This is a genomic window from Polaromonas sp. P1_E12 (genome assembly GCF_056405975.1).
In genome coordinates this window covers 67,060-92,791 of sequence record NZ_JBFUBB010000007.1, presented here as the reverse complement: position 1 = coordinate 92,791, position 25,732 = coordinate 67,060, and the positions used below count along the sequence as shown (strand labels likewise).

The following is a 25,732-nucleotide window of genomic DNA, read 5'->3' as shown; positions in this document are numbered from 1 at the left end:
ATCAGGGCCTGACGTTCTTGATGTTTGCCGCAGCGAGCTGGGAAGTTTCGGCCACGATGCGGTCCACCCGCGACAAGGCCGGCGCCGGCCCTTCGGCGGCTTGCGGCTGCAGCCCTGCAGCCACCAGCTTGGGCAGGAGCAGCACCTCCAGCCCGAGCTGGTCGGCAATGGCCATCAGCGTGGTCACGCGCGGCGCCGTCTTGCCCTGAAGGACGCTGCGCACCGACAAAGGCGTCAGCCCTGTGCTTTCGGCAACGGCCTGGTAATCCAGTCCCAGGCGTTGGCGCTGGCTTTCCAGGCTGGCAGCAACTTCAGACAATGTTTTCATAGATAGAAAAATATCGTTTCTTGTTAAAACGATAGTATTTTATCCAATTAAGTCAGATCAATCAATACTAAACTAGCGTTTTATACAAAAACAATAGTTAAATATCGTTTATCAAGGACTGACTTCTTCTTTTAATTCCTGTAGCGCTGCCACATACATGGGACAGCATCCACGGCTAGTCGGCATAAACACCGGCCGCCTTGATGATGGGCCCCCACCGGGCAATTTCGTTGCCCAGAAAGCTGCGGTGCCCGGCCAGTGTGGCACGGTCATCTTCCACAACCTGTATGCCTGAGGCAATTTGCGCCTGCCTGAAGGCAGGTGTTTTCATGGCCACCCGCAGCACATCATTGAGCCGCTGCTGGATGTGCGGCGGCGTGTCCTTCGGCGCATAAAGGGCAAACCAGATGCTCAGCTCGACACCCGAAATGCCGAACCGTGCCATGGTCGGAACGGCGGCGAGCGACGTGCCGGTCAGGGGTTTGGCGGAGGTCACGGCAATTGCCTTGAGCTTGCCGGCCTGGATATGGCCGACCGTCGTAGGGGTGGGGTCACAGATCATGTCCACATGCCCGCCAAGCAGGTCTGCCACTGCGGGCGCGCTGCCACGGTAGGGCACGGTCGTAATGCTGACTTTCAATGAAGACTGGAGCAGCAAGCCGCACAGGTGCGATGACGAGCCCACACCGGCGTGCGCCAGCCTGACCTGCGGCTGCCGGGCCATCCACCGGATCAGGCTCACCAAGGAGTCCGCAGGCACCTGCGGCCGTGCAACCAGCACCAGGGGCGTATCGACCACCACCCCCAGCGGCGCGAAATCCACATCCGGCTTGAAGCCCAGGTTCCGGTAGAGCGCCGGCGAAGTCGCCATGCCGATGTGCCCCATCAGCAGCGTGTGGCCATCGGCCGGAGCCCGCATGGCGATGACCGTGCCGAGGTTGCCGCCGGCGCCGGACAGATTCTGGACAACCACAGGCTGGCGCAGCTGGGCCTGCATCGGCACGGCAAGCTCCCTGGCCAGCTTGTCCATGGGCCCCCCGGCTGCAAAGGGCACGATGAGGGTGACCGGTTTGGTGGGATAGGCATCCTGAGCGCACGCAGACGCAGCGCAGAAGGTGAACATGAAGGCAATGCAGATGGCTCTGGTCATAAATCCCCCTCGGGTTGATTAAACGGATGCGGATTGCGTTGCCGGGCCTTCGGCGCCAAACGGTGGCCTGCGCGATGCGTCCACCTCGCGCGCACCAAAAGACAGGTGTTCGTTCACATCAAGCAGCGCATTCACTGCGGCTTCGTCCAGCCCGCACTGCAAGCCCACCAGGGCAGCCGCTATCGATACGCCCTCCACCCTGGACTTCTGGCAGGCACGGGCAACCAGTTCATGCGCGCGGTTCAGGCCGATGCGTCTGGCCAGCGCCATCTGCACGGTCTCGGTGACGATCGCCCCGTCTGTGAGGGCGACGTTGCGCGCCATCCTTGCGGAGTCCACCACCAGCTCGTCCAGCATGGTCGTGGCCTGCACCAGAAGGGCTCCCATCAGAGAGAAGCACAGCGGCACTGCATGCAGCTCGACATACCAGGCGTCGAGCGACCTTTCGTTCTCCACGATCGCCGCGTCCAGCATCATCGGAGCCGTGTGGAACAGCATTCTCGAAAGAGCGACGACGGACGACGCCGCGACCGGATTGTTTTTCTGCGGCATGGTGCTGCTGGCGCCCCTGCCGGCGGCAAAAGCCACTTCACCGACTTCCGTGCTGGAAAGCATCAGCAGGTCCCGGCCGATCTTTCCGAGCGTCGCAGCGATCTGTGACAAAAGAAGCACCGCCTCGGCCGGGCCGTCACGCATGCAATGCCACGCAATATCCGGTTCGTTCAACCCCAGCTTTTGCATCAGGCGCCGGCGTGTTTCATGCCCCGCGCCGGAGAATGAAGCAAGCGTGCCCACAGCGCCACCCAGTTGCCCGGTGGCCACGCGCGGCACAGCCTGTGCAAGCCTGTCCATCTGCCGCAGCACGCCGGAATTCCAGACCGCAGCCTTGAAGCCGAACGTGACGGGCAACGCATGCTGCTGATTGGTCCGGCCCGCCTGGATGGTGCGCTGGTGGGTCGTGGCCAATGCACCCAGCGCCCCCGAAAATTGCGCCAGCGAATCGCCGATCAGTGCGAACGCTTCCTGCATCTGAAGCGCCAGTGCGCAATCCATCACGTCCTGGGTCGTTGCGCCATAGTGGACATACTGGCCCAGATCGCCGTGGCACAGCTTGACCACCTGGTTCACCAGCCCCACCATGGGCAGGCCGACAAGGCGTGTCTTCTGCTTGAGTTGCGCAAAATCGATGTTTTCGACGTGGGCAACGCGACAGATTTCATCCGCCGCATCCTGAGGAATCACACCCAGTTCAGCCTGCACGGCAGCGAGTTCACGCTCGAAACGAAGGCAGCGGTCGACAAAATTCCGCTCCGAAAAGATGCCAGCGATGGCCCCGCCGTCATGCAAATCACTGAAGAGCTGGTTCATTCGTCAGGCCCTTTGCGCTGCCACAGATGTTGCTAGGTGAAACAAACTGTATCCAATATGATGTCTCTGTAAAAACGATTTGTTGTGATCCCTCCGTTCTCTTTTAGCGATGGGTTGACCATGAATGTTCTGGGCCTGAAAACGTTTGCCGCCGTCGCCAGCCAGGGCGGCATTACCTCCGCCGCGCAAACGCTGCACACCGTGCAATCCAACATCACCCAGCGCATCCGGCTGCTGGAATCGGAGCTGGGCCTGGCGCTTTTCAAGCGCCATAGCCGGGGCATGGAGCTCACGCGTGCGGGCCAGCGGCTGTTGCCCTATGCCAACCGCATCGTGGCGCTGATGGATGAAGCGCAGGCCGCGGCCAAAGGGGAGGAAGACGCTCCCGCCGTCCTGACAATCGGCTCGATGGAGACCACCGCTGCGGTCCGGCTGCCGTCGCTGCTCGCCGCATACCGCCGCGTGCTTCCGCAGGTGGCCATCACGCTGGAAACCGGCCCGACCGCGACACTGATCGAGGCCGTGCTCACGCGGCGCCTGGATGGTGCGTTCATCGCCGGCCCGCTCAACAACCATGCGCTGCTCAGCCTGGTCGCGTTCGAAGAAGAACTGGTGCTCGTCTCGTCTGCCAGCTGGGTGCGCTCCAGTGAGCTCGGCAGGCGCCTGGAAAACGGCGCGGCGGCGATCATGTTCAAGACCGGCTGCTCTTATCGCCAGCGGTTCGAACAGCTTCTGAGCGAGCGCGGCTGGCCCAGGTACACCCGGCTTGAAATGGGCACACTGGAAGGCATCCTGGGCTGTGTAGCTGCGGAGGTCGGCATCTCGCTGCTTCCACGGTCCATTGTCGAAAACGCTGCCAACAGGTCCGCCTTACGCTGCCATCCATCGACGGGCAAGAAATACGCCGTCAAAACACTTTTTATCCGCCGGCGCGACGAGCATCCCGGCCAAGCCTTGCAGCAATTCATGAACCTGCTGTGAGCAAGCGCACGGTATCAGAACACAGCCCCTAACCAAATTTGCGCGCTGCATCCAGTGCCAGTCCGGCGCCGATGCTGCCGAAACGGTCGCCTTCCACACTGCGTGCCTGCGGCAGCAATGCTGAAATTTGCTCGCGCAGCAAAGGCACCCCGCTGGAGCCACCGGTGAAAAACACGGTGTCAATGTCGTCGGCGTTGACAACCGCGTCCTTGACCAGTCCCATCACGGTACGCGCCACAGTGCCGACCAGCTCATTGATGGCCGCGTCGAAATCGGGCCGGTGCAAGGTGAGCGTCTCGCCCGGCGCAATGCGCCCCAGGTCCATGACGGTTTCGGGTGCATCGGACAGCGCAATCTTGGCCGCCTCGACCTGCATGGCCAGCCAGTGCCCTGCCCGTTCGCGCACCAGGTTCTGCAGGCGGTCCAGCTTGTCTTTCTCGATTGCGCCACGCCGGATATCGCTGATCTGCGTCCACGACTTCTTGCTGTAGGCCTGGTTGATGGTGTGCCAGGTCGCCAGATTGAAGTACTGGGCCGACGGCACCTGCAACCCGCTGTGAAGCAGGCTGCCCAGGCCCAGCGTGGGCATGACGCTGGCCAGGCTCAGGTATTTATCGAAGTCCGTGCCGCCTATGTGCACACCGCCGCTGGCCAGAATATCGTCGCGCCTGTCGGCCTTGCGGGCCCGCTCGGGCGACAGGCGCACCAGCGCAAAGTCCGACGTACCGCCGCCGATGTCGACCACCAGCACAAGCTCTTCGCGCCGGATTTGCGACTCATAGTCAAACGCCGCCGCAATCGGTTCGTACTGGAAGGCGATGTCTTTGAGGCCCACTGCATGGGCGATCTCGGCCAATGTGTTTTCGGCTTTCTTGTCCGCGGCAGCATCGTCGTCGACAAAAAATACCGGGCGACCCAACACGGCCTGCATGAAAGGCTGGTCGGCGGCTCTTTCAGCGCGGTGCTTGAGCTCACCGATGAACTGCGCCAACAGCATACGAAACGGCAGCGCGCGGCCGGCGACTTCGGTGTGGTCGTCGATCATCGACGTGCCGAGCAGGCTTTTGAGCGAACGCATCAGGCGGCCTTCATAGCCGGCCAGGTAGTCGGCCAGCGCCGCGCGGCCGTAGCTCACATGCTCGTCCTCGGCATGAAAAAACACCACCGACGGCAGCGTGGGTTTGCCGCCTTCAAGCGCCAGCAATGCGGGAAACCCCGGCCGGCTCCAGCCCGCCGTGGAGTTGGAGGTGCCGAAGTCGATCCCACAGGCGCGGGGTGCGCTCACCGCCCTGCCGGCTTGGCGAAGCCGCTTTCGGCCCACGCCACAGCGCTGGCGCGGTTGAGCTTGAAGGACGGCGCCACGCGCACTTGTGCAAGCTGCTCGCCCGCTTCGTCGGCGGCGCCGAGCAGGCCGTGTGGGTTGTCTTCGTCCGGTACGATGTCGAGCGAGACGGTGACACGCGCCGCGTTGGCCGTCACGGTAATGCTCTGGTGCAGCGTGGCGTGCAGCTGCTGCTCATGCCGGCGCACAAATTCGGAAGCGGTTTTGACCAGCGTGCTGAAGGCCGGGCCATCCAGCGGCTTGGGGTTCTTCTTGTCGCGCCCCATGGTCCACGGCCCCACCAGCGCGGGCTCGGGCTCGCCGTCCTTGATCATGGCGACAGCCCAGCCGTCGTCGTCTTCATTCTTGATGACCTTGGCCGTCCAGCCGTCGCCGCACCAAAGCCTGGGTTCCTGGATGGGCTGGGTGTCGTTGGGGGATTCATCGGCCAGGCCGGCCGGCGGGGTGTGGGAGTCAGTCAAAACGCGGTCACTCGGGTGGAGCGCCCCGGCAAGGGGCCGGGGGCAAATTCAGGTCACGCACCGCCTTCAAACAACATCAAACAACACGGTGCGCAGGGGGAGCGGATTTTACAGCCCTCCCCAAACCCCTCACAACCCAAGATCGCTGAGGCCCGGATGGTCATCGGGCCGGCGCCCGAGCGGCCAATGGAACTTGCGATCGGCGGCCTTGATGGGCAGGTCGTTGATGCTGGCGTGGCGCACGGCCATCAGGCCGTTTTCGTCGAACTCCCAGTTCTCGTTGCCGTAAGAGCGAAACCAGTTGCCCGCATCGTCATGCCATTCGTACGCAAAACGCACGGCGATGCGGTTGCCGCCAAAGGCCCAGAGCTCCTTGATGAGGCGGTAGTCCAGTTCACGCCCCCATTTGCGCGTCAGCAGCCCCGCGATCTCCTCACGACCCGTGACGAACTCGGCGCGGTTGCGCCATTTGCTTTGCGGTGTGTAGGCCATAGCCACGCGCTGAGGCTCACGCGTGTTCCAGCCGTCTTCGGCGGCGCGGACTTTCTGCACGGCGGTTTCAAAAGTAAAAGGGGGAAGCGGCGGCCGTGATTCCATGGGGATCTCCTGGGGGGTTGAACAAAATTTGGAAAAAACCAGATGTAGACAAGTTTGTCTACTTTTGTGAAATTCTGACACATGTAGACAGATCTGTCTATGTTGCATCTACAATGGCGCCATGGATGTTTCCACCCTCCCCGCACGCGAGCGAATCCTCGTTACGGCACACGAACTTTTCTACCGCGACGGCCTGCGCGCCACCGGCATCGACCGCATCATTGCCGAGTCGGGCGTGGCCAAGCTCACCTTCTACCGGCACTTTCCCAGCAAGGACGAATTGATCCGCACCTTCCTGGACTACCGGCATGAACGCTGGATGGGCTGGTTTGTCGACGCGCTGGGCCGCCATGGCGCGCAACCCGGCGGTGGGCTGGCGCCGCTGGTGCAGGCCATGGCCGAGTGGTTTGCCGACCCGGCGTTTCGCGGTTGCGCTTTCATCAATGCCGTGGCGGAAGTGGGCGGCACCCTGCCGGGCGTGGCAGACATTGCACGCCGGCACAAGCAGGACATGCAGCAGGTCATTGCCGATTTGCTGCCATACGGCGCGGGCCAAACCGAGGCGGCGCGGGCTGCGGCTCTGGCAGTGGACGGCGCCATCGTGCGGGCGCAGATGGAGGGCAGCGATCCCGCACTGGCGGGTTTGCGCCTGCTGCTGGACGCGCTGGACAACCAGGCCGCCAGGACAGGCAATCGCTAGGCCTTACCCGGCCGCCGCGATTTGTCTTTGGGCCGCGACGCAAGCGCAACGCCCGCACGCTCAGCGACCTTCACGGCCGGGCGTTTACCTGACGCCACCCACTCGCCGTAAAAGTCGATCTTGCTGTCCAGCAGCTTGAGCGCCAGCTGCCATTCGGCAATCATGTCTTTCACCTGCGCGCGGTGCGCGGCCAGCAGCGCCTGCCGCTGCCTGAGCGTGCTGCTGCCCTGCTTGACCAGCGCGGTGTACTCCCGCATTTCGGCAATCGACATGCCGGTTCGTCGCAGCCGGTCCATCAGGTCCAGCCAGCTGATGTGCAGGTCGCCATAGACGCGTCGGCCGCCGGCGTCGCGCGTCACGCCGGGGATCAGGCCCTGCGCCTCATACCAGCGTATGGTGTGCACGCTGCGGCCGGTGCGTGCGGCAAGCTGCCCGATCAGAAAACTTTCAGCCATGCCCGACTGTATAACGGCTCAGGCGGCCAGCGCGGGCGCCTCCAGCGCAGCGCTCACCAGGGCGGTGTCGAAGTACTCCGTCAATTCTTTCATCTGCCCGCCTTCCATGCGGCAAACATAGCAATAGCGGTTGTTGTAGGCCTTGCCGGCATGGGTGGTAACTTGCCCGCGGAACTCGATGACGACCATGTCGCCGTCGGCCATCACGCGCCCTGTGGTGCTGACATAGGGCGTGGCGAACTGGGCAAACAGCGGCCGCAGCAGCTCGGTGACGACCGCCTGCTTGCCGCGGTAGGTGCGCGACCAGGGCGTGCTGCCCTCAAGGGTCCAGCAAAAATCATCTGCCATGGCGCCGACAAATGCCTGGCCGTTGCCTTTGTCCAGTTCAGCCATGACCTCCTGCATGCGCTGGCGGTTGGCGGCTGTGATGTTGTTGGTGGATGCTGCACTCATGATGAAACTCCTTGAAGGCTTCTTCGCACGGAATGCGAAGTGGATGGAGGCCGGCAACATTGCCGGGGCCCTGAAAGGATTGGAATACCTTGAGTGCACTCAAGGTCAAGCCCCCGGGGCCGGGTGCCGGAAAATTCACCATAAAATCGGCCGCCGGCGCAATGTGGGAAAGCGCAAACAGCTATTCTTTTAATAGCAAACCTACAATGGCGCATGAACCCCAAAAAGCCTGCAACGAGTGAATGGGTCAGCAAGATGCTGGCTGTACTGAAAACCGGCAACACCCCGGCAGCGCTGGCCCAGATCAAGGCGACCACCAGCAGCAAGGACTTGCAGCAATTGCACGCCGCGCTGGAAAAAGCGCAGCTGCTCAAACAGCTCAAGCCTGTCGACATTGCGATTGCCGACCAGCTCCAGGCGCTGGCCTCACCGCGGCTGAGCCGCTCTCCCTGAACGCTTCAGGTCCGCTCCCTTTCAGGCCGGACGAATTTCAAACTGCGCGTCGCCCATGTAGCGGTTGGGGCCCAGCGCCGCCGTCACGGCGGCCAGCTCGGCTGCCTGCCATTGGTTGAAGATTTCCATTTCGTCGCCTGACAGGACATCTTCGGCCGGCGCTTCGCCATACGTCGCCACCAGTTTCATGTAGGCCGCATACACCGGCCAGACCAGGCTTTCGTCTCCCAGCTCGGTTTCCAGCGCCGTCCTGAAGCGTTGCTCGGCGGCCTGCAGTTCTTCTGCGGAGGCGTCTTCATAGGCGTAAAGCCTGAGGCGGTAGCTCACGGTTGTTTCTCTCAAGGCAAAACGGACAAGGATCAGGGTGTTTGCGGTTTCACCGGTGCAGGCATGCCCTGCGTCAGCTCGATGCGGCGCCGCAGCTTTGCCGCTTCCTGGGTGTCGCCACCCTGCTCTGCCCGGCGCAGCTGAACGCCCAGCCAGGCCAGCAGCGGCCGGCGCCAGCCTTGCACAGACGCCGTATCAATCGCCTGGGTGATCACCGCAGGACTGGCTTTACCGGCCTGCAGCAGCACGCCGGCAGCCACCAGTTTCGACAAAGGGTCGGCAATGGCCGCCACAGCGCCGGCGTCGCCGGCCGCGGCACGGCGCTGCGCTTCAGGCAACAGCGCGATGCCCTGCGGCTGTACCTGACCCTTGAGGTAATCAGCGTAGGCGCGCTGGCCATCGGTGGCGTCTTCACGCAGCTTCTCAAAGCCGGTGCACGGCTCATCAAGCACCAGGCTGGCAACCCGGGTGGCGCAGTGCAGCAGCTCGGCAGTGGCTAACAGCTCGGCCCGGCCGGAGCGTGTCAGCTGGGTGCGGGCACGCCCGAGTTCGGCCATCTCGACACGGCTGTTGCCTTCCATGTAGGCGGCCACAGAGCGGTCCATCGAACCTTTGGCCTCAAGTTGCCAGTCGGGCGGTTGCGGGCCGCCGGCACAGGCGGCCAGCAGCAAGGCCGAAGTCAGCGCGGCGGTATGCGTAAAGGTGTTCTTCATGGCAACTTCATTTCCGCATCGCGGGCGTCTTTGGCGAAGGGCCATTTGCGGCTGATTTCGTTGATCAACCCCTCGACCTTGCGCAGGCTGGCTTCCACGTCGGCGCGCAGCGCGCCCAGGTCGTCAGTGGCATCTTTGGCGTTGCGGGTGACGGCCTGGGCATCCTGCAACAATGCATCCACCTTCTTGAGGCTGGTGCGGGCCTCGCCCAGCATGGCGTTGAGCTGAACCACGGTGGCCCGGGTTTCGGGCATCAGTCCCTTGTCGCCGAACACCTGGGTGTCGGTCTTGGCGGCCAGCCCGTCGAGTTTGGTGAGTAGCGAGTTGGTGCGCTCCAGCGTGGCAGCAAACTTTTTGGCCTCTGCCTCGCTGCCCAGCAACACCGTCAACGCACCGCCCGGCCCGTTCAGCCGCTCCGTCAGCGTCTGCAGGTTGGCCAGGCTGGTGCCCACCGCGCCGCCGCTACCCGTGAGGGTGTTGAGGTTTTCAATCAGGTCCTTGGCGGCAGCGATCACTTTGGGTACCTCGCCGGCGGCATCGCCCAGCAGCACCGTGCGTTCCGCGCCGTCGGGCAGCGGCGGGTCGTTCAGCAAGCCGGTGTAGGCGCGGATGTTGGTGCCGCCGACGAGGCCGCGCACCAGTGTGAAGACGCTGGTGGTGCGCAGCCAGTGGGCATCCTTGGAGGCGACATCCACCAATATGCGGGCCTTGCCGTCGCTGGCCAATTCGATGCGCTTGACACGGCCTATCGGGAAACCCGAGAAAGTCAGGTCCATGCCAACCACCACGCCTTCGGAATCCTCCGCAATGAGTACCAGGCTTTGCGTGGACTCAAACGCCCCGCGCGCATACATCACATAAAGGGCCGAGCCCACCACCAACAGCAGCATGAAGAGCAGCAGCAGCCGGGCCTTGAACTCCAGGCTGGCGATCTCCGCCGGCGAAGACTCTGCCTCGCGCGCCGGCTGGAGCGGATCCGGCCGGCCGTGCTCCGGGGATGAAGGGTCGTGGGGTGAACTCATGGTTTGTTTTGGTGTTGTTTTTGGTATTTTTTTAAGCAGGTCAATAGTAGTTGCCGACCAGCGAAGCCACTTCAATCAGCAAAATCACGGCGAACATGCGCACGAGGCCGCGCATCTCGGCACTGGTGCGCACGCTGGCTTCGCCCATGCCGTAGAGTGCCGAAGCCATGGGGATCAACGATACGGCCAGGCAGAAGAACAACGTTTTGAGCACAAAGATCAGCGTGACGGAAGGGCTGAAGACCTGGCCGAAGAGCCGGGTGTAGGCCGCCAGGCCCGACAAGGCAAAGCCGTAGGTCGCCATATAGGCCACCACCAGCGCGACCACACAGCTGAGCGCAGCCAGCGTGATGCCGGAGAACATGCCCGCCACCACGCGCGGCAGCACCTCGCGCCGCACCGGCTCGATGCCGCGCTCGCGCATCTCGTCAAGCTCACCGCTGGCCTGCATGGCCGTGAGTTCGGCGCCATCAGGGATGGTGCAGCGCAGCGCCACAAAAAGCGCCGCCGTCAGCGGAATAAGTTCAAGCACCAGCACACGGATGACCACCTGCAACGCGTACTGCGACAAGCCGTAGCTCAGCGCAGTCACCAGCACGATACGCGTGAGCACCACGGTGACCAGCGCGCACAGCAAGGTAAAGCCCAGCAGGATGGGCGCCGTGTTGATGTAGATGTGGCGGGACAGCACCGTGCGGCTTTGCGGGCTGTAGCTGGAAGGCGAGAGGGTCAACACCAGGATGATCGCGCCCAATTTCACCAGGCGCCACCATTCGATCAGCCAGTGCTGGGCGGTGCGGCGTGTTTGCGAGAGGCGGCCTTGCCAGGATGATGCTGTTGAAGCCATTGGGCCATGATACCCGCGGGCTATTGCCTGTCCATGTAGGATGGCAGGCTTTCGCCCGGTGCGGGCACCCTCTCCTCTCTCCCTTTTCACCACCGCTTCATCATGGCCATCGACACCTGGACCGCTTACTTCCTCGCCTCAATTCTGATCGCGCTCTCACCCGGCTCGGGCGCGGTGCTGGCCATGAGCCATGGCCTGAGCTACGGCATGCAGCGCACGCGTGCCACCATCGCGGGCCTGCAGATCGGGCTGGTGGTGATTTTGCTGGTGGCCGGGGCGGGCGTGGGCTCGTTGCTGGTGGCGTCCGAGCTGGCCTTCAGCGTCGTGAAAGTGCTGGGCGCGCTCTACCTCATCTATATCGGCTGGTCGCAATGGCGGTCATCAAACGGCATCGCGGCGGAAGATGCCGGCCCGGCAGCTGATGCGAACGGCATTTCAGCGCGCAGGCGCTTTCTCACCGGGCTGCTGACCAACGTCACCAACCCCAAAGGCATCCTCTTCATGGTGGCAGTGCTGCCGCAGTTCATCAGCCCTTCCCGGCCGCTGTGGCCGCAACTGCTAGTGATGGCGCTCACGACTGTGGCAGTCGACACTGTGGTGATGCACGGCTACGCGTTTGCCGCGAGCCGCTTGCAAAAGCTCTTCAGGAATGCACGTGCGGTGCGGCTGCAAAACCGGCTGTTCGGCGGCATGCTGATGGCCGTAGGTGCGGGCCTGTTTTTCGTGAAACGCAGCCACGCTGCGGCGCATTAAGCGCATTGTGCTATCAAAAAGATAGCTGCTCGCGCGCGCACCTAAAGGGCTAGAACCCTGAAACTCTCAAAATAGCAGCGCATGCCCTCAAGCCGGCCGGGGCCCAGCTTGCGCCGACACAATACCTGCCAGCTTGCGCAGGGCGCTGTCGGTCTCGCTGGAAAACGGTGAACCGCAACTGATGCGCAGGAAGTGGTCAAAGCGGTTCGAGTTGGAAAACATGGAACCGGGCGCCACCCGTATGCCCTGCCGGATGGCAGTGTCAAACACCGCCTGCGCGGACGTGCCTGCCGGCAGCTCCACCCACAGCATCATGCTGCCATGGGGCACCGACAGCCGGGTTCCGGCAGGAAAGTGCGCCGCAATCGCTTCGGCCATCTGCTCGCGCTGCACGTTGAGCATGCGGCGCAGCCGGGCCAGGTGGCGGTCATAGGCGCTGGAGGCCATGAACTCGGCCACGGCCAGCTGGCCCAGCATGTCGTTGGCGCGGCTTTGCGCGTACTTGAGCATCTTGATGCGCGCCTGCCAACGCCCGCCGGCAACCCAGCCCAGGCGCAGCCCCGGCGACAGGGTCTTGCGCAGCGACGCGCAGTAAATCACCGAGCCGCTGCGGTCCCAGGCCTTGGCCGCCTTCAGCGGAATGTCATCGGGCCCCAGGGCGCCGTAGGTGTCGTCTTCGATCAACGCCACCTGCTGGCGCTCGCACAGCGCGACCAGCTTTTCCTTTTCACTGTCGGGCATCACACTGCCGAGCGGATTGTGGAAATTAGGGATCACCACCACGGCGCGTATGCGGTCGTGTGTCTGGAAGGCCAAATCCAGTGCCTCCACGGAAATCCCCAGCTTCGGGCTGGTGGGAATCTCCAGCGCGCGCAGGCCCAGGCTTTCGAGGATCTGCAGCAGGCCGTGGTAGGTGGGCGACTCGACGGCGACGGTGTCGCCCGGCCGCGCCACCGCGCGCAGGGCCACGTTCAGCGATTCAATGCAGCCGTGCGTGACCAGGATGTCTTCCGCTGACAGCCGCATGCCGGCCTCCAGCGCCCGCTTGGCCAGCACGGCATTGAGCGGTGAATCGTTGAGAAAGTCGGGCGGGTTCACCAGCAGCTGCGGGTGCTTGCGCAACGCACGCGTGGCGGCGTTTTTCAGGGCCTCGGCGGGGTACATCTCGGGCGAACCATAGGTGCCTGCCAGGTTGGTGACCAGCGGGTAGACATCGCATTTGGCGACGAAATCGGACACCCGGTCATGGATGCCGACGTACTGTGCCGGGTCCAGCCTGTGGCCGCATTCCGGCTCGCTGGGTGGCTGGATATCCATCCGGCGACGCTTGAGCACAAAGTAGCCCGAACGCGGCCGCGCCTCCAGCAGGCCTTCGTCTTCCAGCGTGTGGCAGGCCTCCACCGCCGTCGACAGGCTGACCTGGTGCAGCCGCGTCAACGCCCTGACGGACGGCATACGCTGCCCGGGCGACAAAACGCCGGACTGGATCGCCTGGCGGTAGTGGCTGGAGAGCTGTAGATAGAGCGGTTGCGACAGGGATGGCGAGGGTTGCATGTCCATAAACCGAATGATCCGTGAAGGGGAAGCCGGGACACAGCCACAGATGGGGCGAAATCAGACCATAACAGATGAATAAATAGCCATCTGTACCGATACAGAAAGGACTTGTTTGGCTCTGTCGGGATAGTGTCGGTCTCTTTAACCTTGGTGTCTCCTTCCCCCGTTTTTCCAGTTCACCCACCCATGAATGGAGCCGCCATGAAAGAGCAATTCGCCCCTCGCCACCTTCACCTGGACGCCGGTGAGTCCCTGTTTTTTCACACCCAAGCGGGCAGTGCCCTGATCAGCACCTCGGGCACGCTGCTGGTGACCGGCACCCCGCGCTGGCTCGGCGAGCAGGTCTTTCGCGACAGCATGCCGCTGGAGGCGGGGCAGTCGCATACCGTCGCCCAGACTGGATGGATCACGGTGACCGCCCAGCACGGGGGCGCAGCATGCGTGCTGAACCAAGCCCCGGCAAAAGCCCCGGGCCAGACGGGAAGCGTGCTTTTAAGGTACTTTTCAGGAGTCGTGAAGGCCGTGCGCAGCTGGTTGCATGGCGCCGAGGCGGCATAGCCGCCGCCGGAAATAAATCGCCTCATCATTTTTTAATTGATCTCACCATGACCACTTCCGCCTGGCTGCTCTTCATCACCATCTCACTTGTCACCGCGCTCAGCCCCGGGCCGGGCATTTTGCTGGCGGTTTCCAACGCCGTGGCCTGGGGGCCGCGCAAGACGATGTGGAGCTCTACCGGCAATGTGCTCGGCGTGTTCGCTGTCTCCACCGCGGCCATGGCGGGCCTGGGCACCTTGCTTCACACCTCGGCCTGGCTGTTTGCGGTGCTCAAGGCCGTGGGCGCCGTCTACCTCATGTACCTGGGCTGGCGGCAGTGGACCAGCAAGACGTCGATGTTCGACACGCCCTTGCCAGATGGAACACCCGTCGGAACATCCGCCGGAAAAAGCAATGCCGCACTGTTCCGGCAAGGCCTGCTGGTGGCGGTGACCAACCCCAAAAGCATCCTGTTCTTCACCGCGCTGTTCCCCCAGTTCATCCACCCGGAGGCGCCGATGCTGCCGCAATTTTTCGCACTGACCAGCGCCTTCGCTGCGTGCGTGCTGGTCTCCCACTTCACCTATGTGCTGTTGGCCAAACACACCCACCAATGGTTTGGCACGCCCCGCCGGGCCCGCATTTTCAACCGTCTCTGTGGCGGTGCGTTTGGCCTGCTGGGTCTGAGCCTGCTACGGCTCAAGAGCCCTGCCTGAAACACCCGCATTACGCTCCATCCAACTACATAAAGAGGAATTCCTGCCCATGGAAGATTCACGCGACACCCGGTTCGCCGCAGTGCAGGCCGAACTCGGCTACAGCTTTGACGGTGAGATCAAGATAGGCGGCAATTACGTGCCTGTCGTGCAGCACGGCGACCAGGTCTTTGTCAGCGGGCAGATTCCGCGTGTCGGCAGTACCGTGGTCGTGACCGGCCGCGTAGGCTCGGAAACGTCTGTTCTGCAGGCCCAGCTGGCGGCAAAAATCTGCGCCATGCGCGCGCTGGCGCTGCTGCGGCAAAGCCTCGGCAGCCTGGACCGCGTGAAGCACATTCTGCGCATCACGGTGTTTGTGCAGTCGGCGCAGGATTTCACCCAGCAAAGCGAAGTCGCCGATGCCGCATCTGAAGTGCTGTATGCCGTGCTGGGCCCTGCCGGGGCCCACACCCGTACGTCGGTGGGCGTTGTTCAGCTACCCAAGAGTGCCTCGGTCGAGATCGATCTCATCGCGGTGGCCGGCTAGGCCTGCCTGCGTTCAGCCACCGGGCAGCAGGCGTATGAGCTTGCCGTTGTTGCTGTCGGTCAGCACGTAAAGCAGCCCGTCCGGCCCCTGGCGCACATCGCGAATGCGATCACCGGCTTCAGACAGTAGCTTGCTTTCGCGCACCACCTTGCCGGAGAACGGCGACGCCAGTTCGATCCGGTCCAGGTAGCCGAACTTGAGCGAACCCACAAACAGGTTGCCGCGCCAGGACTTGCCGTAACGCTCGCTGGTCAGGAACGCCATGCCGGAAGGCGCGATGGACGGCACCCAGTAATGCAGCGGCTGTTGCATGCCGGCCTTTTCGGTCAGGCCTTCGCCGATTTTTCCGCCGCCGTAGTTTTCGCCGTAGGTAATGACGGGCCAGCCGTAGTTGGCCCCGGCCCTGGGAAGGTTGATTTCGTCGCCGCCCTGCGGCCCGTGCTCATGCATCCAGAAGGTGCCGTCGGGCGCCAGTGTGGCGCCCTGGGCGTTGCGGTGGCCGTAGCTCCAGATTTCAGGCAAGGCCCCCGCTTTGCCGACAAAAGGGTTGTCTTGGGGAACCGAGCCGTCCTTATTGATGCGGACAATCTTGCCGTGGTGGTTGTCCAGCTTCTGGGCGTCGTCCTTGCGGCTGAAGCGCTCACCCAGCGTGAGAAAGAGCTTGCCATCGGGCGCGCCGTTCGATGCCGCGCGGCTTTCCACGATGCGGCAGCCGAAATGCGCCGTGCTGGCCACCTTGGGCTTCTGGCTGAAGATGATCTTGACGTTCTCCAGCCGGGTGTCGTCAGCACTCAAGCTGGCGCGTGCCAGCGCCGTGCTGTTGCCGTTACCGGTGGCAGCCGGCTCGGAAAAGCAGAAATACAGCGTTCGATTATGGGCAAAGTCGCTGTCGACCAGCACGTCCAGCAAGCCACCCTGCCCGCCGGCGGCAATCTCTGGCAGGCCCGCCACCGGCGCGCCCAGCTTGCCGCCCGGCCCAACGACTCGCAGGCGGCCGGGGCGCTCCGTGACCAGAAAACGCTCGCCCGGCAAAAAAGCCACGCCCCAGGGGTTCTCCAGGCCCGCCGCCACGGTTTCAGGACGAACACTCTGAGCCTGGGCGGGTTGAAACAGCGTGCTGGCCGCTATTAAAGATATAGCAGCTTGCGCCCGTTGGTATTGGTTTAAAGCCATATTTCACCCTAAAAAAAGCCCCCGAAAGCACATTGATCGGCCCATTCAGGCCCATTTGACCGGGAAAACCGCCTTTTGATCATGTCCAAGCGGGGGCCAAGGCGGTGTAAAACATGGCATACAGGGGTAATAAATCGGGTAATCCCCTACAAATTCGTTACAAATCAATGGCTTGTCAACGTTATCAAGAAACAACATGAGTTGACGTAGGACTAATCCGTCAAGTATGCTTGGCGCCATGCGAATGATTGCCCCTGCCCTCGTCATAGCCTCTGCCGCCCTGCTGGCAGCCGGCGCACATGCGGCACCCGGCAATTCAGGCGGCGACAACGACATGGACAAACTGCTCGCCGACAAGGGCCTGCTGACCCAGATTGACAACGTCCGCCACAGTGTCACCAACAAGGCGTCCGAGCTGGTCGTCAACGCCATGGGCTTCCTGGGCGTGCCCTACAAGCGCGGCGGCAACACCGTTGAAACCGGGTTTGACTGCAGCGGTTTTGTACGCGCCATTTACGAACAAAGCGTCGGGCTGCTGCTGCCCCGCCGCGCCGAGCAACAAGCCGCCGCCACTCAGCGCATCGACAAAACCGAATTGCAACCTGGCGACCTGGTGTTTTTCAACACCATGAAGCGCGCTTTCAGCCATGTCGGCATTTATGTCGGCGACGGCAAGTTCATCCACTCGCCCAAGCCCGGCGCTGAAGTGCGCGTCGAAAGCATGGGCGTGAGCTACTGGCAGCGCCGCTTTGACGGCGCCCGCCGCGTGCAGCCGTCCAATGGGGTGGCACAAGAGGCCACACCCCGCGCGGCCGTATTGCCCGCGCGCCCGCAGCAGCCGCAAGCCACCGCGCCGGACAAGCCATCCGTTCAGGCGGCAGCCCCGCAGGTGTCGGCTGCGCGGCAGGCTGAGCTGCTGATGCAGCAGGACCAATACCGGAATTAAATCGAAATCAAGGGTGCAGGCGTCGCATCGGCGCCAATCTTCGGGTCAAGCTCAGGCCCTGCACCCAGCCCGGCAATTCACCGGCCAATCCTCATTCCTTCTCTTTTCCATTGCCTGGTGACATGTCCAGCTCCACGGCCTGGCCGTTGTCGATGGCATCGCCTGCTTTGGCAGGGGTGCTCGAAACCAGAGAAGTCGTACCTTCACCGGCCAGCGCCAGTTGAAGCGTCGGCGTAGCTGCCCCTGCACTGTCAGCCCCGGCCCCGGCGTTGTCAGCCCCGGCGTTGTCAGCCACGTTATTGCCGGCCGGAATCACGCGGTTATTTTCCGCATTGGACGAAAGTTGCTGGTTGCCCTGCGGCTTGCCGTTGACATTAACGAGGCCGCTGCCCGAATTGGTCACCTGCCCGAAGCTGCCGCTAACGCTGCCTTTTGGCGAATCAATGCTCACCTGGGCGGATGTGCCGGAAATTTGCACCTCGGTGACGGCCTCCACGGCCATGATGGGCGCGACCACGTTGGCCACCACGGTGTCGCCAGCCAGCGATGCCGAGTTGCTGGCAGTGACCACGACATTCACGTCGCCCTGCGCCTGCACCACCACATTGTTACCGGAGATGTTGCCGCTGACGTTGCCGGTGCTGCTGCTGATCTGCACATTGCCCTGGCTGGTGGTGGTGCCGCTTACGTCGCCCTGAGCCTGCACCACCACGTTGTTGCCGGTGATGTTGCCGCTGATGTCGCCGGTACTGCTGCTGATCTGCACATTGCCCTGGCTGGTGGTGGTGCCGCTTACGTCGCCCTGAGCCTGCACCACCACGTTGTTGCCGGTGATGTTGCTGCTGATGTCGCCGGTACTGCTGCTGATCTGCACATTGCCCTGGCTGGTGGTGGTGCCGCTTACGTCGCCTACGGCGGCCACCGCCACTTCGCTGGCGGTGACGTTGGCCGAAACGTCGCCGCCGCTGGTGACCTGGACGGCACCCAGGCTGATGGTGGAGCCGCTCACGTCGCCGCCGGCGTTCAGGGTGTTGGACTGTGCAGCGTCCTGCCCGCGCAGCGTGTGGTTGCTCAGGGCAACATTGCCGAGTGCGTCAATGCCGTAGCCTTTCACCCACAAGGTGCTGTCCAGGCTGAAGTCACTGGCCACAACCTCAAACCGGCCGAGCGCGTTGGTTTCCGTGCCGCCCGTCACCATGTGCACATTGCCGCGGGTGCTGCCCGAGCCTGCGACGAGCCGCAGCGCGCGGGCTGCGCTGCCGGCGTTTTGCACATCGCCGTTGAGCGTAATGTTGGCGCCCAGGGTTGCCAGCGTTGTGTCGCCCAGCAGGTTCACCGGGGCATTGAACAGGATGCCACCCGCACCGTCAACCGTGACGTTGCCACTGATGCCGGAGCCGCCCGCGCCGGCATTGAGCGTCAGGCCGTGCAGGGTCGAGCCGCCGAAGTACAGGTTGTAGGGGTTGTTTACCACCACGTCCTCGGCGTAGGTACCGGTGCCTACGCGGATATTGGCACCGGTTGCCGCATTGCCCATGGCCGTCCCGATGGATAGCGCCTGTGTCCCGCCGCCCAGCAGATTGCCGATGCCCACCTGGAAGTCCTGTGTGGCCTGCGCGCCGTTCCAGCCCTGAACGTAGCTGGAGCCCGCGTTACCCAGATTGACGGCATAGTCCAGGGCGTTTTGCTGCGAGGCCTGCAGCCAGGTGTACTGGTAGCTGTTGTCTGCTGCACCGGCATTGCGTACGGCAAAGTCAAAGCCCGCGATGCTGAGTGCGCCAAAGTTGCGGCTCGCTGATTCATCCTGCATGTACACCGGATTGCGTTCGGTAAAACTGTTGCTGTTCGCCACCGTGATGTTGTTCACCTGCTGGTTGTAATGACGGTTGGCCTGGTAAAGCGCCAGGCCGCCCCAGGCGTTGTTGCGGGTGGTCGAATTGCTGACGGTGACGTTGGCGCTGTCGGTCAGCTGTATGCCGGCGCCCTGCGTCGTGCCGGTGTTGTTGCCCACCGGCGCACCGTCGGCCGTCACACGGTCTATCAGCGCGCCGTCAACGCCATTGAGGTCCAGCTCGGCCCGGCCCGCGCCGCGGCTGGTGACATTGCTGATGGAGAAGTTGCGCAGCCGCGCTGATGCGTCTCCGACGGGCGCTACCTTGATGCCGTAGGACCCGGCTACGTTGGCACTCGGGCCGTAGAGCGTGAAGTCCTTGAGTGACACGTTGTCGGCGGTCACGTTGATGCCGTAACCACTGACGCCGTGTGCGTCAATCACGGTCGATCCCTGGCCCGAACCGGCCAGCGTCACGCTACGGTCGACCACCAGCGTGGAGGGCTGCACATAAGTGCCGCCGCCCACATTGACCGTGCCGCCGGCAACCACGGCATTGACGCCTCTCTGGATGCTGCCGCTGGCCTGCGTGACGTAGACATTGCCGTCCGTCCATGTCACCAGGCCTCGCCCGTTGGTATCGAGCGCATGGGTCACGCGGTCTTCGATGGCGAAACCGTCGGCCGCACCGTCGAAGACGGCGCCGCGAGCATCAACCGCAACAGCGTCCACCGAGATGTCCTGCCCGTTGTTCTTGAACTGGGTGCCGCCGCCGATGGCGACCGTGGGCTGGCCGCCATGGCCATTGCTCATGGTTTCAAAGCGTATGCCTGTCCGGCTGGAACCCTCGATGCTGCCGCCGGAGATGTTGACGCTTTGCAAGCTGGCCGGTGCGGCCATGTAGTCGGCGCTGTCACCGGCGATGCCGCGTGTTTTGATGACCACCGCCGCAGCCGTCGGATCACCCGAACTCGCGCCAGAATTTTTGACCGTCACGTTGTCAAAATTGATCGCATTGAAGTTGTCGTATTTCAGGTTGATGTCGATGCCGGCGCCATAACGTTTATGCAGCGATGAAGATGCAGGCGCCCCATAGTTGCCGGCATTCAAGACGGTGACGTTCCTGAGAGTCAGGTTGTTCGCGGTTTCAAGATAAAAGCCCTTGAAGCTGGGGCCGTCCACCGTGACGTTCTCAAACAGTGCATTCTCAAAAGAGCCCGTGGCCACCGGAGCGCCACCGACCATCTGGTAACCGTTGTAGGTCTGCACACCGATCTGTCCGCCGGTGATGGTGCTGTTGAGCATGCGGAAGTTGTCGGCCCGGGTCGTGGTGCCGTTGCGCATGCCGAAGGTGTTGTTGTTGAAAGCCACGCGATTGACGGTCACGTCGTTGGATGTACCGTTGATGCGCAAGCCGTACAGGTAGTCGGCAATCGACAGGTCGGAGAGCGTCACGTTGGAAGCATTGTTGATAGTGACCGCGTCGCCGGTGCCAGCCGAGGCGGACTGCAGCACCGTCTGCCCCACCCCCGCGCCGTCCAGCGTCAGCGACTTGGTGATGCTGACGCTGCCGCTGTAGCTACCGGCCGCCACGTTCACCGTGCCGCCCGTGACCACGGCATCCACGCCGCCCTGGATGCTTCCCAGCGGGGTGAGTACGCTGCCCTGTGCGCCCGAAGAGCCCGTGGTAGCCACCGTCACGTGCGTGCGGTTGGACGAGGTGTACGCCTGGTCCTGCACGGACCAGCCGCCATTGGCCGCGCTCAGGTCCAGCAGAGATTGCTGCTGTGACAGGGTAGGAGCGGCAGCGATGGGCGTGCTGTTGGAGACAGGGTTGGGGTTCGATCCAACCATGTGCCCGTTCAGGTGCAGGTTCAGGCCCCACTCGTTGCCCACCGGGCCCTGGCTGTTACCGGCCATGGCAATACCGCTGCCGTCGGTGTACTGCACGGAGACGGCGCTCTTGGTATTTTCAATCCGGTTGCCCGTCACACTGCCCGTGTTGCGCCCGTCGATCAGGATGCCGTTGCGCACATCATGGATGTTGTTGTTGCTGATCGTGAAACCGGTGACGCCATTGGCCACGGCAATGCCGCGGCTGATGTTGGAACCCCACGCATAACTTGTGTAGGGCTGGTTAACAGGCCCGGCAATCTCCAGCCCGGTCACCGTCACGTTGTTGGCGGTAATGCTGATGCCGTTGACCTGCCCGGCATCGGGCACCACGATTTTTGCGCCATCCAGGCCTGTCAGTGTCAGGTTGGCCTTGTTCAGGGTGACCTGCTCGGCATAAGCGCCTCCGTGAACATCTACAGAGCCCCCCGCTCCTGGTGTGCCGGTCTTTGAAATGTTGACGGCGTCCTGGATACGTGCCCCGCTGTACACATCGACCTGGCCTGCATTGCCGCTGACCTGGGTTGCGTCCAGTGCCGACTTCAGCACCACCGTATGGCCGTTGACAACGATGGCATTGCTGGCTTGCTGAATGCCCTCCAGGTTGATGACGCCGGACAGCAGGTTGGCGGCATCGCCCACGCCCAGCAAGAGGGTCGCGCCGTTCAGGCTGGCATGGTTCATATTGGACACGCTCAAACCCGTTGCACCGCCCGGTATGGCGAACTCATACAGCCCGCTGTTGAGCGACACCGTGGTGACCGTGGCGGCGGTCGATCCGGCCAGGGCAATCGTGCCGCCGGTGGCGGTGATGCTGCCGTGGTTGGTGACCGACGGCGCGACCAAAGCCACCAGGCCGGCATTTTGCGCGGTGATGCTGCCATGGTTGGTGATACTGCCGACGGCCCCGGTGATCTGTGCGCCGCCGGTGTTGATGAAGTTGTTGACGTCAATGTTGCCCGTGGTGGCAATGAGCGAGCCCACATTGATCACGGCGTTTTGCCCGAACATCACACCATTGGGGTTCATCAGCATCACTGTTCCGTTGGCCGAAAGGCTGCCCAGTATTTGGGAAGGGCTGGCGTCGCCTGTCACGCGGTTCAGCATGGCCGAGCTTGCGTTGGGCTGGTTGATCTGCACCATCTTTCCGGGGTTGATGTCGAACGAGCCCCAGTTAACCACGGCGCGGTCGGTTCCCTGGTTGATGGTGAGCTGGTTGCCCGACACCGAGCCTGAGGCCGTGCCGGAAAACACCGTGCCGTTCTGGGGAAGGCCTGCGCCACCGGCGATGTCAACCGGCCAGCCTGGCGGCGAGAACAGCATGGCGACCGCCGCCGGAAGGGCTTTCAGCGCAAAAGATCGCCGGCGCCGGACGGCAGGAAAAATACGCGGGGGGTTCAGCTTAGCGTTCATGGATCACCTCTTGAGGCAAAGAAAAGTCATTGAACAAATCATCAAAAGCGCACCAGCAGCGTGCCCAGTAGCCGGGGGTCTTTTCCGTGGGGCTGATAACTCGCGATGGGTTTGGTCAGGGGCCAGGCGATCTCGACCGCAGCCACCACGTTCCTTGGAAGGAAGAGGCGAGTCCCCAGCCCTGCCGATGCCAGGCTCTGGCTGTTGGGCATGCCCACACAAGTACAGCCCACCGTCCAGACCTTGCCGATGTCATAAAAGGCAAAGAGCTGCCATGACCTGAAGCCCGCGAAGTCCGAGGAACCGGAATAACGAGGTTCGGCGCGAAACGCCAGCCCGCGCTCGCCCACCAGTTCAGCAGGCTCGTAGGCCCGCCCAAACCGCCGGCCGCCCACCGCATACTGCTCGGACGAAAGCAGGGGGGTGTTGGCCCACTGCCCGCTCAGGCCCAGCGTAAGTGCAAGGTTCGAAGCAAGGGGCTGGGTACGCTCGTAATCGAAGGTAAGTTTGTTGAACACCCCTTTGGCCCCTGCCCGGCTTTTGAGCGGATCGGATTCCCGGGTGCCACCCAGTCCCTGGCTGAAATCCACATCCAGCGAGTTCTGCCCGCCCAGGCGGTCAAGCACCCGCCACCCAAGCCCCAGGCGCAGCACACGGAGATGGTCTTCAATCACCCGGGTGCCCAGCACGTCGGTTTGCACGTCGGTGTGCTCATACGTTGCCCGTGCAGTCACGCTCTCATTGCGGGTTCGAAGCAGCGGATACGCAGCAGAGACCGTCATCGTGTCCGCGTTGCCACGCATATCAAACGGCGTCAGGATGTCGCCTGGACGTGTGCGAGCCCTGGACACGGCAGCGGACAGTTTGAGACCCTCTGTCGTGACTACCTGGCTATAGGAAATTTGTGCATAGGCCAGCTCGGAGTTGCCGCTGCTCATGCCCCGAAAGCGCCACTGGTCGTTGACGCCCAGCAACTGGTTGATGTTCACTTCCACGCCGATCTCGGCGGGGCCGAGGTATTTCGACCCATAGTTGTCGGCGGCAGCGAAGCCCTCGACTTTCTTCACGCTGGCGATCAGTGTGAGGTCAGCCGCACCCGGCGCATGCGCAGGGGCCAGCACGCTGCGCAACTCGACACCCGGAAAATCATTGGCGATCAGGAGGTAGCGCTCAAGCACGGGGCCCTGAATGGGCCGCGACGCCCTGATCTTCTCGCCGATGGCTGCGAGCTGCTCCTTCACATGGGCACTGACATCGTCCCCTGCCTGAATGTTCACCTTGTCGATGTAGCCCTCAACCACACGCAGGGTGAGCGTACCGTCGGCGAGAGACTGCGGCGGCACCACCACCAATGACAGGATGTAGCCTGCGTTACGGTACATCGCGGTGAGCGAAGACGCGAGTTGCAGAATCTCGCTGCCGGTAATCTCCCGTCCGGTATAGCTGTCCGCATTCGCCTGAAGAATGCCACCGGGCAGCACGGTACTGCTTTCAATATCAATGCGCCTGAGCGTGACCTTAATGGCCCTGAGTGATTCAGGCAAAGGCCCTGTTGGCTCGGTCCTGATTTCCGGAGGTGCCGCTGAGGCGCCGGGCTCAGGCTGGAAATCAAAACGCTCGCGAACCCGGCCGGGGTCAATGGTGGATGGCGCCTGCTGCGCCAGCGCAGTTGTCGCAATGACCATGAGCACAGAAAAAGCACCAGTCCACATCCTGTGCACGCCCACATGATCGATACGCTTCATCGCCAGCCCCGTTGAAAATCAAGGTTTCCGAAGTGCCTGCAGGTGTTGTGATTCGACACTTGCGGGCTGTATTTTTTGTGAACTAATTCACGGTAACCAATTGTGAAACCTGATACAAGGGAGAAAAAGTGATTAATTACCAACAGTCTTATGTAATGATTTCGCCCCAATTTTTTCAAAAAGGGCTTTTCTGCACACATTACGCGGCCCTATTGGTTACATTTAGAGCCAGAAAGACATACATTCAGTTACCTTTGACTTACTGAAAATCTTTCTTGCCGGTGAAGAATTCCCCAGGAAATCCAGGTGCGTTGTGTAAAGTTTTGCCGCAGGTCCCCGATACCGCGCACGGATGGCATTGCCGGAACGACAAGCGCCGCCATTCGGACCGTCGAACGGCGATGACAACAGATCACAGCGGCAATGACTCCTGGGTCTATTTGCGGATCGCCAACGCCTGCTTGGCCCTGGCCACCTTGGCGCCTTGCGCTATAAGCTGAAGAGCAACACAAAGAAGCCGCAGGAAGACGCGTTGAAAATCCACATCTACACCGACATCGACACCTTGTTTGGCAACGCTTCGCGCTTGTGGATGGACGTTTTGGTGAAGGCAGGCCATGACGTGGAGTTCATTGACCTGGGCACCAGCACCGACGCGCCGTTGCCCGATGTCGGCCACTGCGACGTCAACCTGCTGATTGCCGGAATTTATGCACTGCCCCGTTTTTCCGTGCAGGGCCTGCCGCGCAACGGCAAGCACGTGCTGTGGATGTTTGATCCATTGACAAAGAATGCACTGGCTACCGTACATCGGTACAAGACCGATCTTTTCGACGCCATCGCACCCGGCTTGCACGCTGTGCTGGCGATGGATTCCTCCATAGCACGCTACCTCGCACAGCATTTCCCGGCACTTGCCACTTGCCAGCTGCCCTATATGGTGGCCGGCAAACATGTGCGAACGCCCCTTCCTGAAGCGCAGAGAACCCGCGACATCATCATGCTGGGCGGCGACACGCCCCGGCGGCGGGATGCCGAGCAATACTTCGCCGGCACGGCGCCCACCCTGAAGGCCGAATTCGTCTGGAGCGGCCTGTGGGGCGCCGCGCGCGACGCCTGCCGCGCCGGTGCGCGCATCAACCTGAACATCCATGCCGATCCGGAACACACGTACTTCGACCAGTTCCGGACATTCGAAAGCTGGGCGGCCGGCACGGCCGTCGTTTCCGACATCTTTGAAGGCGCTGAAGATTTCGGCATCGAGCCAGGCGTTCATCTGGTCATGGCAGACCTCAAGGACATGCCCCTGGCATGCGCCGACCTGCTGGCAGACGTACCCCGCCGCCAGGCCATGGTGCAGGCGTCGCAGCAACTGCTGCGTGAACGGTTTTCTTCCGCAGCCTGGCAAAGCCGCATGCTCGCCATGCTTGAAAACGTTGCCTGAG

Annotated in this window: 26 protein-coding genes; 10 read left to right on the top strand and 16 right to left on the bottom strand. The window is 62.6% G+C overall.

Features of this window, described 5'->3' with window-relative positions:
- Position 1: 1 nt before the first annotated feature.
- From AC1D13_RS18625 to AC1D13_RS18615, 3 genes are all read right to left on the bottom strand, one after another.
- Positions 2 to 328, bottom strand: coding sequence for a helix-turn-helix domain-containing protein (locus AC1D13_RS18625; protein ID WP_457280616.1), 327 nt, complete (start codon positions 326 to 328; stop codon positions 2 to 4).
- A 175-nt stretch (positions 329 to 503) separates the two neighbouring features.
- Positions 504 to 1,478: a tripartite tricarboxylate transporter substrate-binding protein gene (locus tag AC1D13_RS18620; RefSeq protein WP_477690073.1), complete on the bottom strand. Its 975-nt coding sequence runs from the start codon at positions 1,476 to 1,478 to the stop codon at positions 504 to 506.
- An 18-nt stretch (positions 1,479 to 1,496) separates the two neighbouring features.
- Positions 1,497 to 2,846 carry a class-II fumarase/aspartase family protein gene (locus tag AC1D13_RS18615; protein WP_477690072.1) on the bottom strand — a complete coding sequence of 450 codons (1,350 nt, stop codon included), beginning with the start codon at positions 2,844 to 2,846 and terminating at the stop codon, positions 1,497 to 1,499.
- A gap of 120 nt (positions 2,847 to 2,966) precedes the next feature.
- Between AC1D13_RS18615 and AC1D13_RS18610 the strand changes: the two genes are divergently transcribed.
- Positions 2,967 to 3,827 (top strand): LysR family transcriptional regulator, encoded by an 861-nt coding sequence (locus AC1D13_RS18610; protein WP_457280613.1) that lies wholly within the window; start codon positions 2,967 to 2,969, stop codon positions 3,825 to 3,827.
- Between the two features lie 28 nt (positions 3,828 to 3,855).
- On the opposite strand, the gene AC1D13_RS18605 is transcribed toward AC1D13_RS18610, so the two are convergent.
- The 3 genes from AC1D13_RS18605 to AC1D13_RS18595 all read right to left on the bottom strand — a co-directional run bounded on the left by AC1D13_RS18605 (position 3,856) and on the right by AC1D13_RS18595 (position 6,227).
- Entirely contained in the window at positions 3,856 to 5,112 is a 1,257-nt protein-coding gene (locus AC1D13_RS18605) for an Hsp70 family protein (RefSeq protein WP_457280612.1), read from the bottom strand.
- Complete coding sequence (locus AC1D13_RS18600) at positions 5,109 to 5,630, bottom strand: hypothetical protein (RefSeq protein WP_457280611.1); 522 nt, start codon at positions 5,628 to 5,630, stop codon at positions 5,109 to 5,111. Before AC1D13_RS18600 ends, AC1D13_RS18605 begins: the two co-directional genes overlap by 4 nt.
- A gap of 129 nt (positions 5,631 to 5,759) precedes the next feature.
- The gene (locus tag AC1D13_RS18595) at positions 5,760 to 6,227 is read right to left on the bottom strand and encodes a nuclear transport factor 2 family protein (RefSeq protein ID WP_477690071.1); all 468 of its coding nucleotides are present in this window, start codon (positions 6,225 to 6,227) and stop codon (positions 5,760 to 5,762) included.
- 121 nt (positions 6,228 to 6,348) lie between these two features.
- Here AC1D13_RS18595 and AC1D13_RS18590 point away from each other — a divergent pair, with 121 nt between their 5' ends.
- Positions 6,349 to 6,927, top strand: coding sequence for a TetR/AcrR family transcriptional regulator (locus tag AC1D13_RS18590; protein ID WP_457280609.1), 579 nt, complete (start codon positions 6,349 to 6,351; stop codon positions 6,925 to 6,927).
- Here the strand turns inward: AC1D13_RS18590 and AC1D13_RS18585 are convergent.
- Positions 6,924 to 7,382 (bottom strand): MerR family transcriptional regulator, encoded by a 459-nt coding sequence (locus AC1D13_RS18585; protein ID WP_477690070.1) that lies wholly within the window; start codon positions 7,380 to 7,382, stop codon positions 6,924 to 6,926. The genes AC1D13_RS18590 and AC1D13_RS18585 overlap by 4 nt on opposite strands.
- An 18-nt stretch (positions 7,383 to 7,400) precedes the next feature.
- Positions 7,401 to 7,835: a nuclear transport factor 2 family protein gene (locus AC1D13_RS18580; RefSeq protein ID WP_477690069.1), complete on the bottom strand. Its 435-nt coding sequence runs from the start codon at positions 7,833 to 7,835 to the stop codon at positions 7,401 to 7,403.
- Here AC1D13_RS18580 and AC1D13_RS18575 point away from each other — a divergent pair.
- Both AC1D13_RS18575 and AC1D13_RS18570 read left to right on the top strand, forming a co-directional pair.
- Complete coding sequence (locus tag AC1D13_RS18575) at positions 7,834 to 8,028, top strand: hypothetical protein (protein ID WP_477665875.1); 195 nt, start codon at positions 7,834 to 7,836, stop codon at positions 8,026 to 8,028. The two genes, AC1D13_RS18580 and AC1D13_RS18575, sit on opposite strands and share 2 nt — an antisense overlap.
- 20 nt (positions 8,029 to 8,048) lie before the next feature.
- The gene (locus AC1D13_RS18570) at positions 8,049 to 8,288 is read left to right on the top strand and encodes a hypothetical protein (RefSeq protein ID WP_457280605.1); all 240 of its coding nucleotides are present in this window, start codon (positions 8,049 to 8,051) and stop codon (positions 8,286 to 8,288) included.
- Positions 8,289 to 8,309: 21 nt separating this feature from the next.
- Here the strand turns inward: AC1D13_RS18570 and AC1D13_RS18565 are convergent, their stop codons facing one another.
- From AC1D13_RS18565 to AC1D13_RS18550, 4 genes are read right to left on the bottom strand one after another with little or no spacing between them, the layout of a single operon-like run.
- Complete coding sequence (locus AC1D13_RS18565) at positions 8,310 to 8,615, bottom strand: hypothetical protein (RefSeq protein ID WP_477665874.1); 306 nt, start codon at positions 8,613 to 8,615, stop codon at positions 8,310 to 8,312.
- Positions 8,616 to 8,647: 32 nt separating this feature from the next.
- Positions 8,648 to 9,328 carry a hypothetical protein gene (locus AC1D13_RS18560; RefSeq protein WP_477690068.1) on the bottom strand — a complete coding sequence of 227 codons (681 nt, stop codon included), beginning with the start codon at positions 9,326 to 9,328 and terminating at the stop codon, positions 8,648 to 8,650.
- Complete coding sequence (locus AC1D13_RS18555; protein WP_457280602.1) at positions 9,325 to 10,350, bottom strand: MlaD family protein; 1,026 nt, start codon at positions 10,348 to 10,350, stop codon at positions 9,325 to 9,327. The genes AC1D13_RS18560 and AC1D13_RS18555 overlap by 4 nt, the downstream gene beginning before the upstream one ends.
- A 40-nt stretch (positions 10,351 to 10,390) precedes the next feature.
- A complete protein-coding gene (locus AC1D13_RS18550) occupies positions 10,391 to 11,197 on the bottom strand; it encodes an MlaE family ABC transporter permease (RefSeq protein ID WP_457280601.1) in 807 nt (268 codons plus the stop codon).
- Positions 11,198 to 11,299: 102 nt separating this feature from the next.
- On the opposite strand from AC1D13_RS18550, the gene AC1D13_RS18545 reads away from it, so the two are divergent.
- Positions 11,300 to 11,950, top strand: a complete 651-nt coding sequence (locus AC1D13_RS18545; protein WP_477690067.1) for a LysE family transporter — start codon at positions 11,300 to 11,302, stop codon at positions 11,948 to 11,950.
- 87 nt (positions 11,951 to 12,037) lie between these two features.
- Here the strand turns inward: AC1D13_RS18545 and AC1D13_RS18540 are convergent, their stop codons facing one another.
- Positions 12,038 to 13,510, bottom strand: a complete 1,473-nt coding sequence (locus tag AC1D13_RS18540; protein WP_477690066.1) for an aminotransferase-like domain-containing protein — start codon at positions 13,508 to 13,510, stop codon at positions 12,038 to 12,040.
- Between the two features lie 198 nt (positions 13,511 to 13,708).
- Here AC1D13_RS18540 and AC1D13_RS18535 point away from each other — a divergent pair, with 198 nt between their 5' ends.
- Genes AC1D13_RS18535 through AC1D13_RS18525 form a run of 3 tightly spaced genes read left to right on the top strand, consistent with a single transcriptional unit; the run spans position 13,709 to position 15,286 of the window.
- Complete coding sequence (locus AC1D13_RS18535; RefSeq protein WP_477690065.1) at positions 13,709 to 14,065, top strand: hypothetical protein; 357 nt, start codon at positions 13,709 to 13,711, stop codon at positions 14,063 to 14,065.
- Positions 14,066 to 14,112: 47 nt separating this feature from the next.
- Positions 14,113 to 14,760, top strand: coding sequence for a LysE family translocator (locus tag AC1D13_RS18530; protein WP_477690064.1), 648 nt, complete (start codon positions 14,113 to 14,115; stop codon positions 14,758 to 14,760).
- 49 nt (positions 14,761 to 14,809) lie between these two features.
- The gene (locus AC1D13_RS18525) at positions 14,810 to 15,286 is read left to right on the top strand and encodes a RidA family protein (protein WP_477690063.1); all 477 of its coding nucleotides are present in this window, start codon (positions 14,810 to 14,812) and stop codon (positions 15,284 to 15,286) included.
- A gap of 12 nt (positions 15,287 to 15,298) precedes the next feature.
- Here AC1D13_RS18525 and AC1D13_RS18520 read toward each other — a convergent pair whose 3' ends face one another.
- The gene (locus AC1D13_RS18520; RefSeq protein WP_477690062.1) at positions 15,299 to 16,459 is read right to left on the bottom strand and encodes a PQQ-dependent sugar dehydrogenase; all 1,161 of its coding nucleotides are present in this window, start codon (positions 16,457 to 16,459) and stop codon (positions 15,299 to 15,301) included.
- 244 nt (positions 16,460 to 16,703) lie between these two features.
- Between AC1D13_RS18520 and AC1D13_RS18515 the strand changes: the two genes are divergently transcribed.
- Positions 16,704 to 17,405 (top strand): C40 family peptidase, encoded by a 702-nt coding sequence (locus tag AC1D13_RS18515; RefSeq protein ID WP_457280982.1) that lies wholly within the window; start codon positions 16,704 to 16,706, stop codon positions 17,403 to 17,405.
- A gap of 91 nt (positions 17,406 to 17,496) precedes the next feature.
- Here the strand turns inward: AC1D13_RS18515 and AC1D13_RS18510 are convergent, their stop codons facing one another.
- Positions 17,497 to 22,542 carry a beta strand repeat-containing protein gene (locus AC1D13_RS18510; protein WP_477690061.1) on the bottom strand — a complete coding sequence of 1,682 codons (5,046 nt, stop codon included), beginning with the start codon at positions 22,540 to 22,542 and terminating at the stop codon, positions 17,497 to 17,499.
- Positions 22,543 to 22,583: 41 nt separating this feature from the next.
- Positions 22,584 to 24,287, bottom strand: coding sequence for a ShlB/FhaC/HecB family hemolysin secretion/activation protein (locus tag AC1D13_RS18505; protein WP_457280593.1), 1,704 nt, complete (start codon positions 24,285 to 24,287; stop codon positions 22,584 to 22,586).
- 532 nt (positions 24,288 to 24,819) lie between these two features.
- Between AC1D13_RS18505 and AC1D13_RS18500 the strand changes: the two genes are divergently transcribed.
- The gene (locus AC1D13_RS18500) at positions 24,820 to 25,731 is read left to right on the top strand and encodes a glycosyltransferase family protein (protein ID WP_457280592.1); all 912 of its coding nucleotides are present in this window, start codon (positions 24,820 to 24,822) and stop codon (positions 25,729 to 25,731) included.
- Position 25,732: the final 1 nt, after the last annotated feature.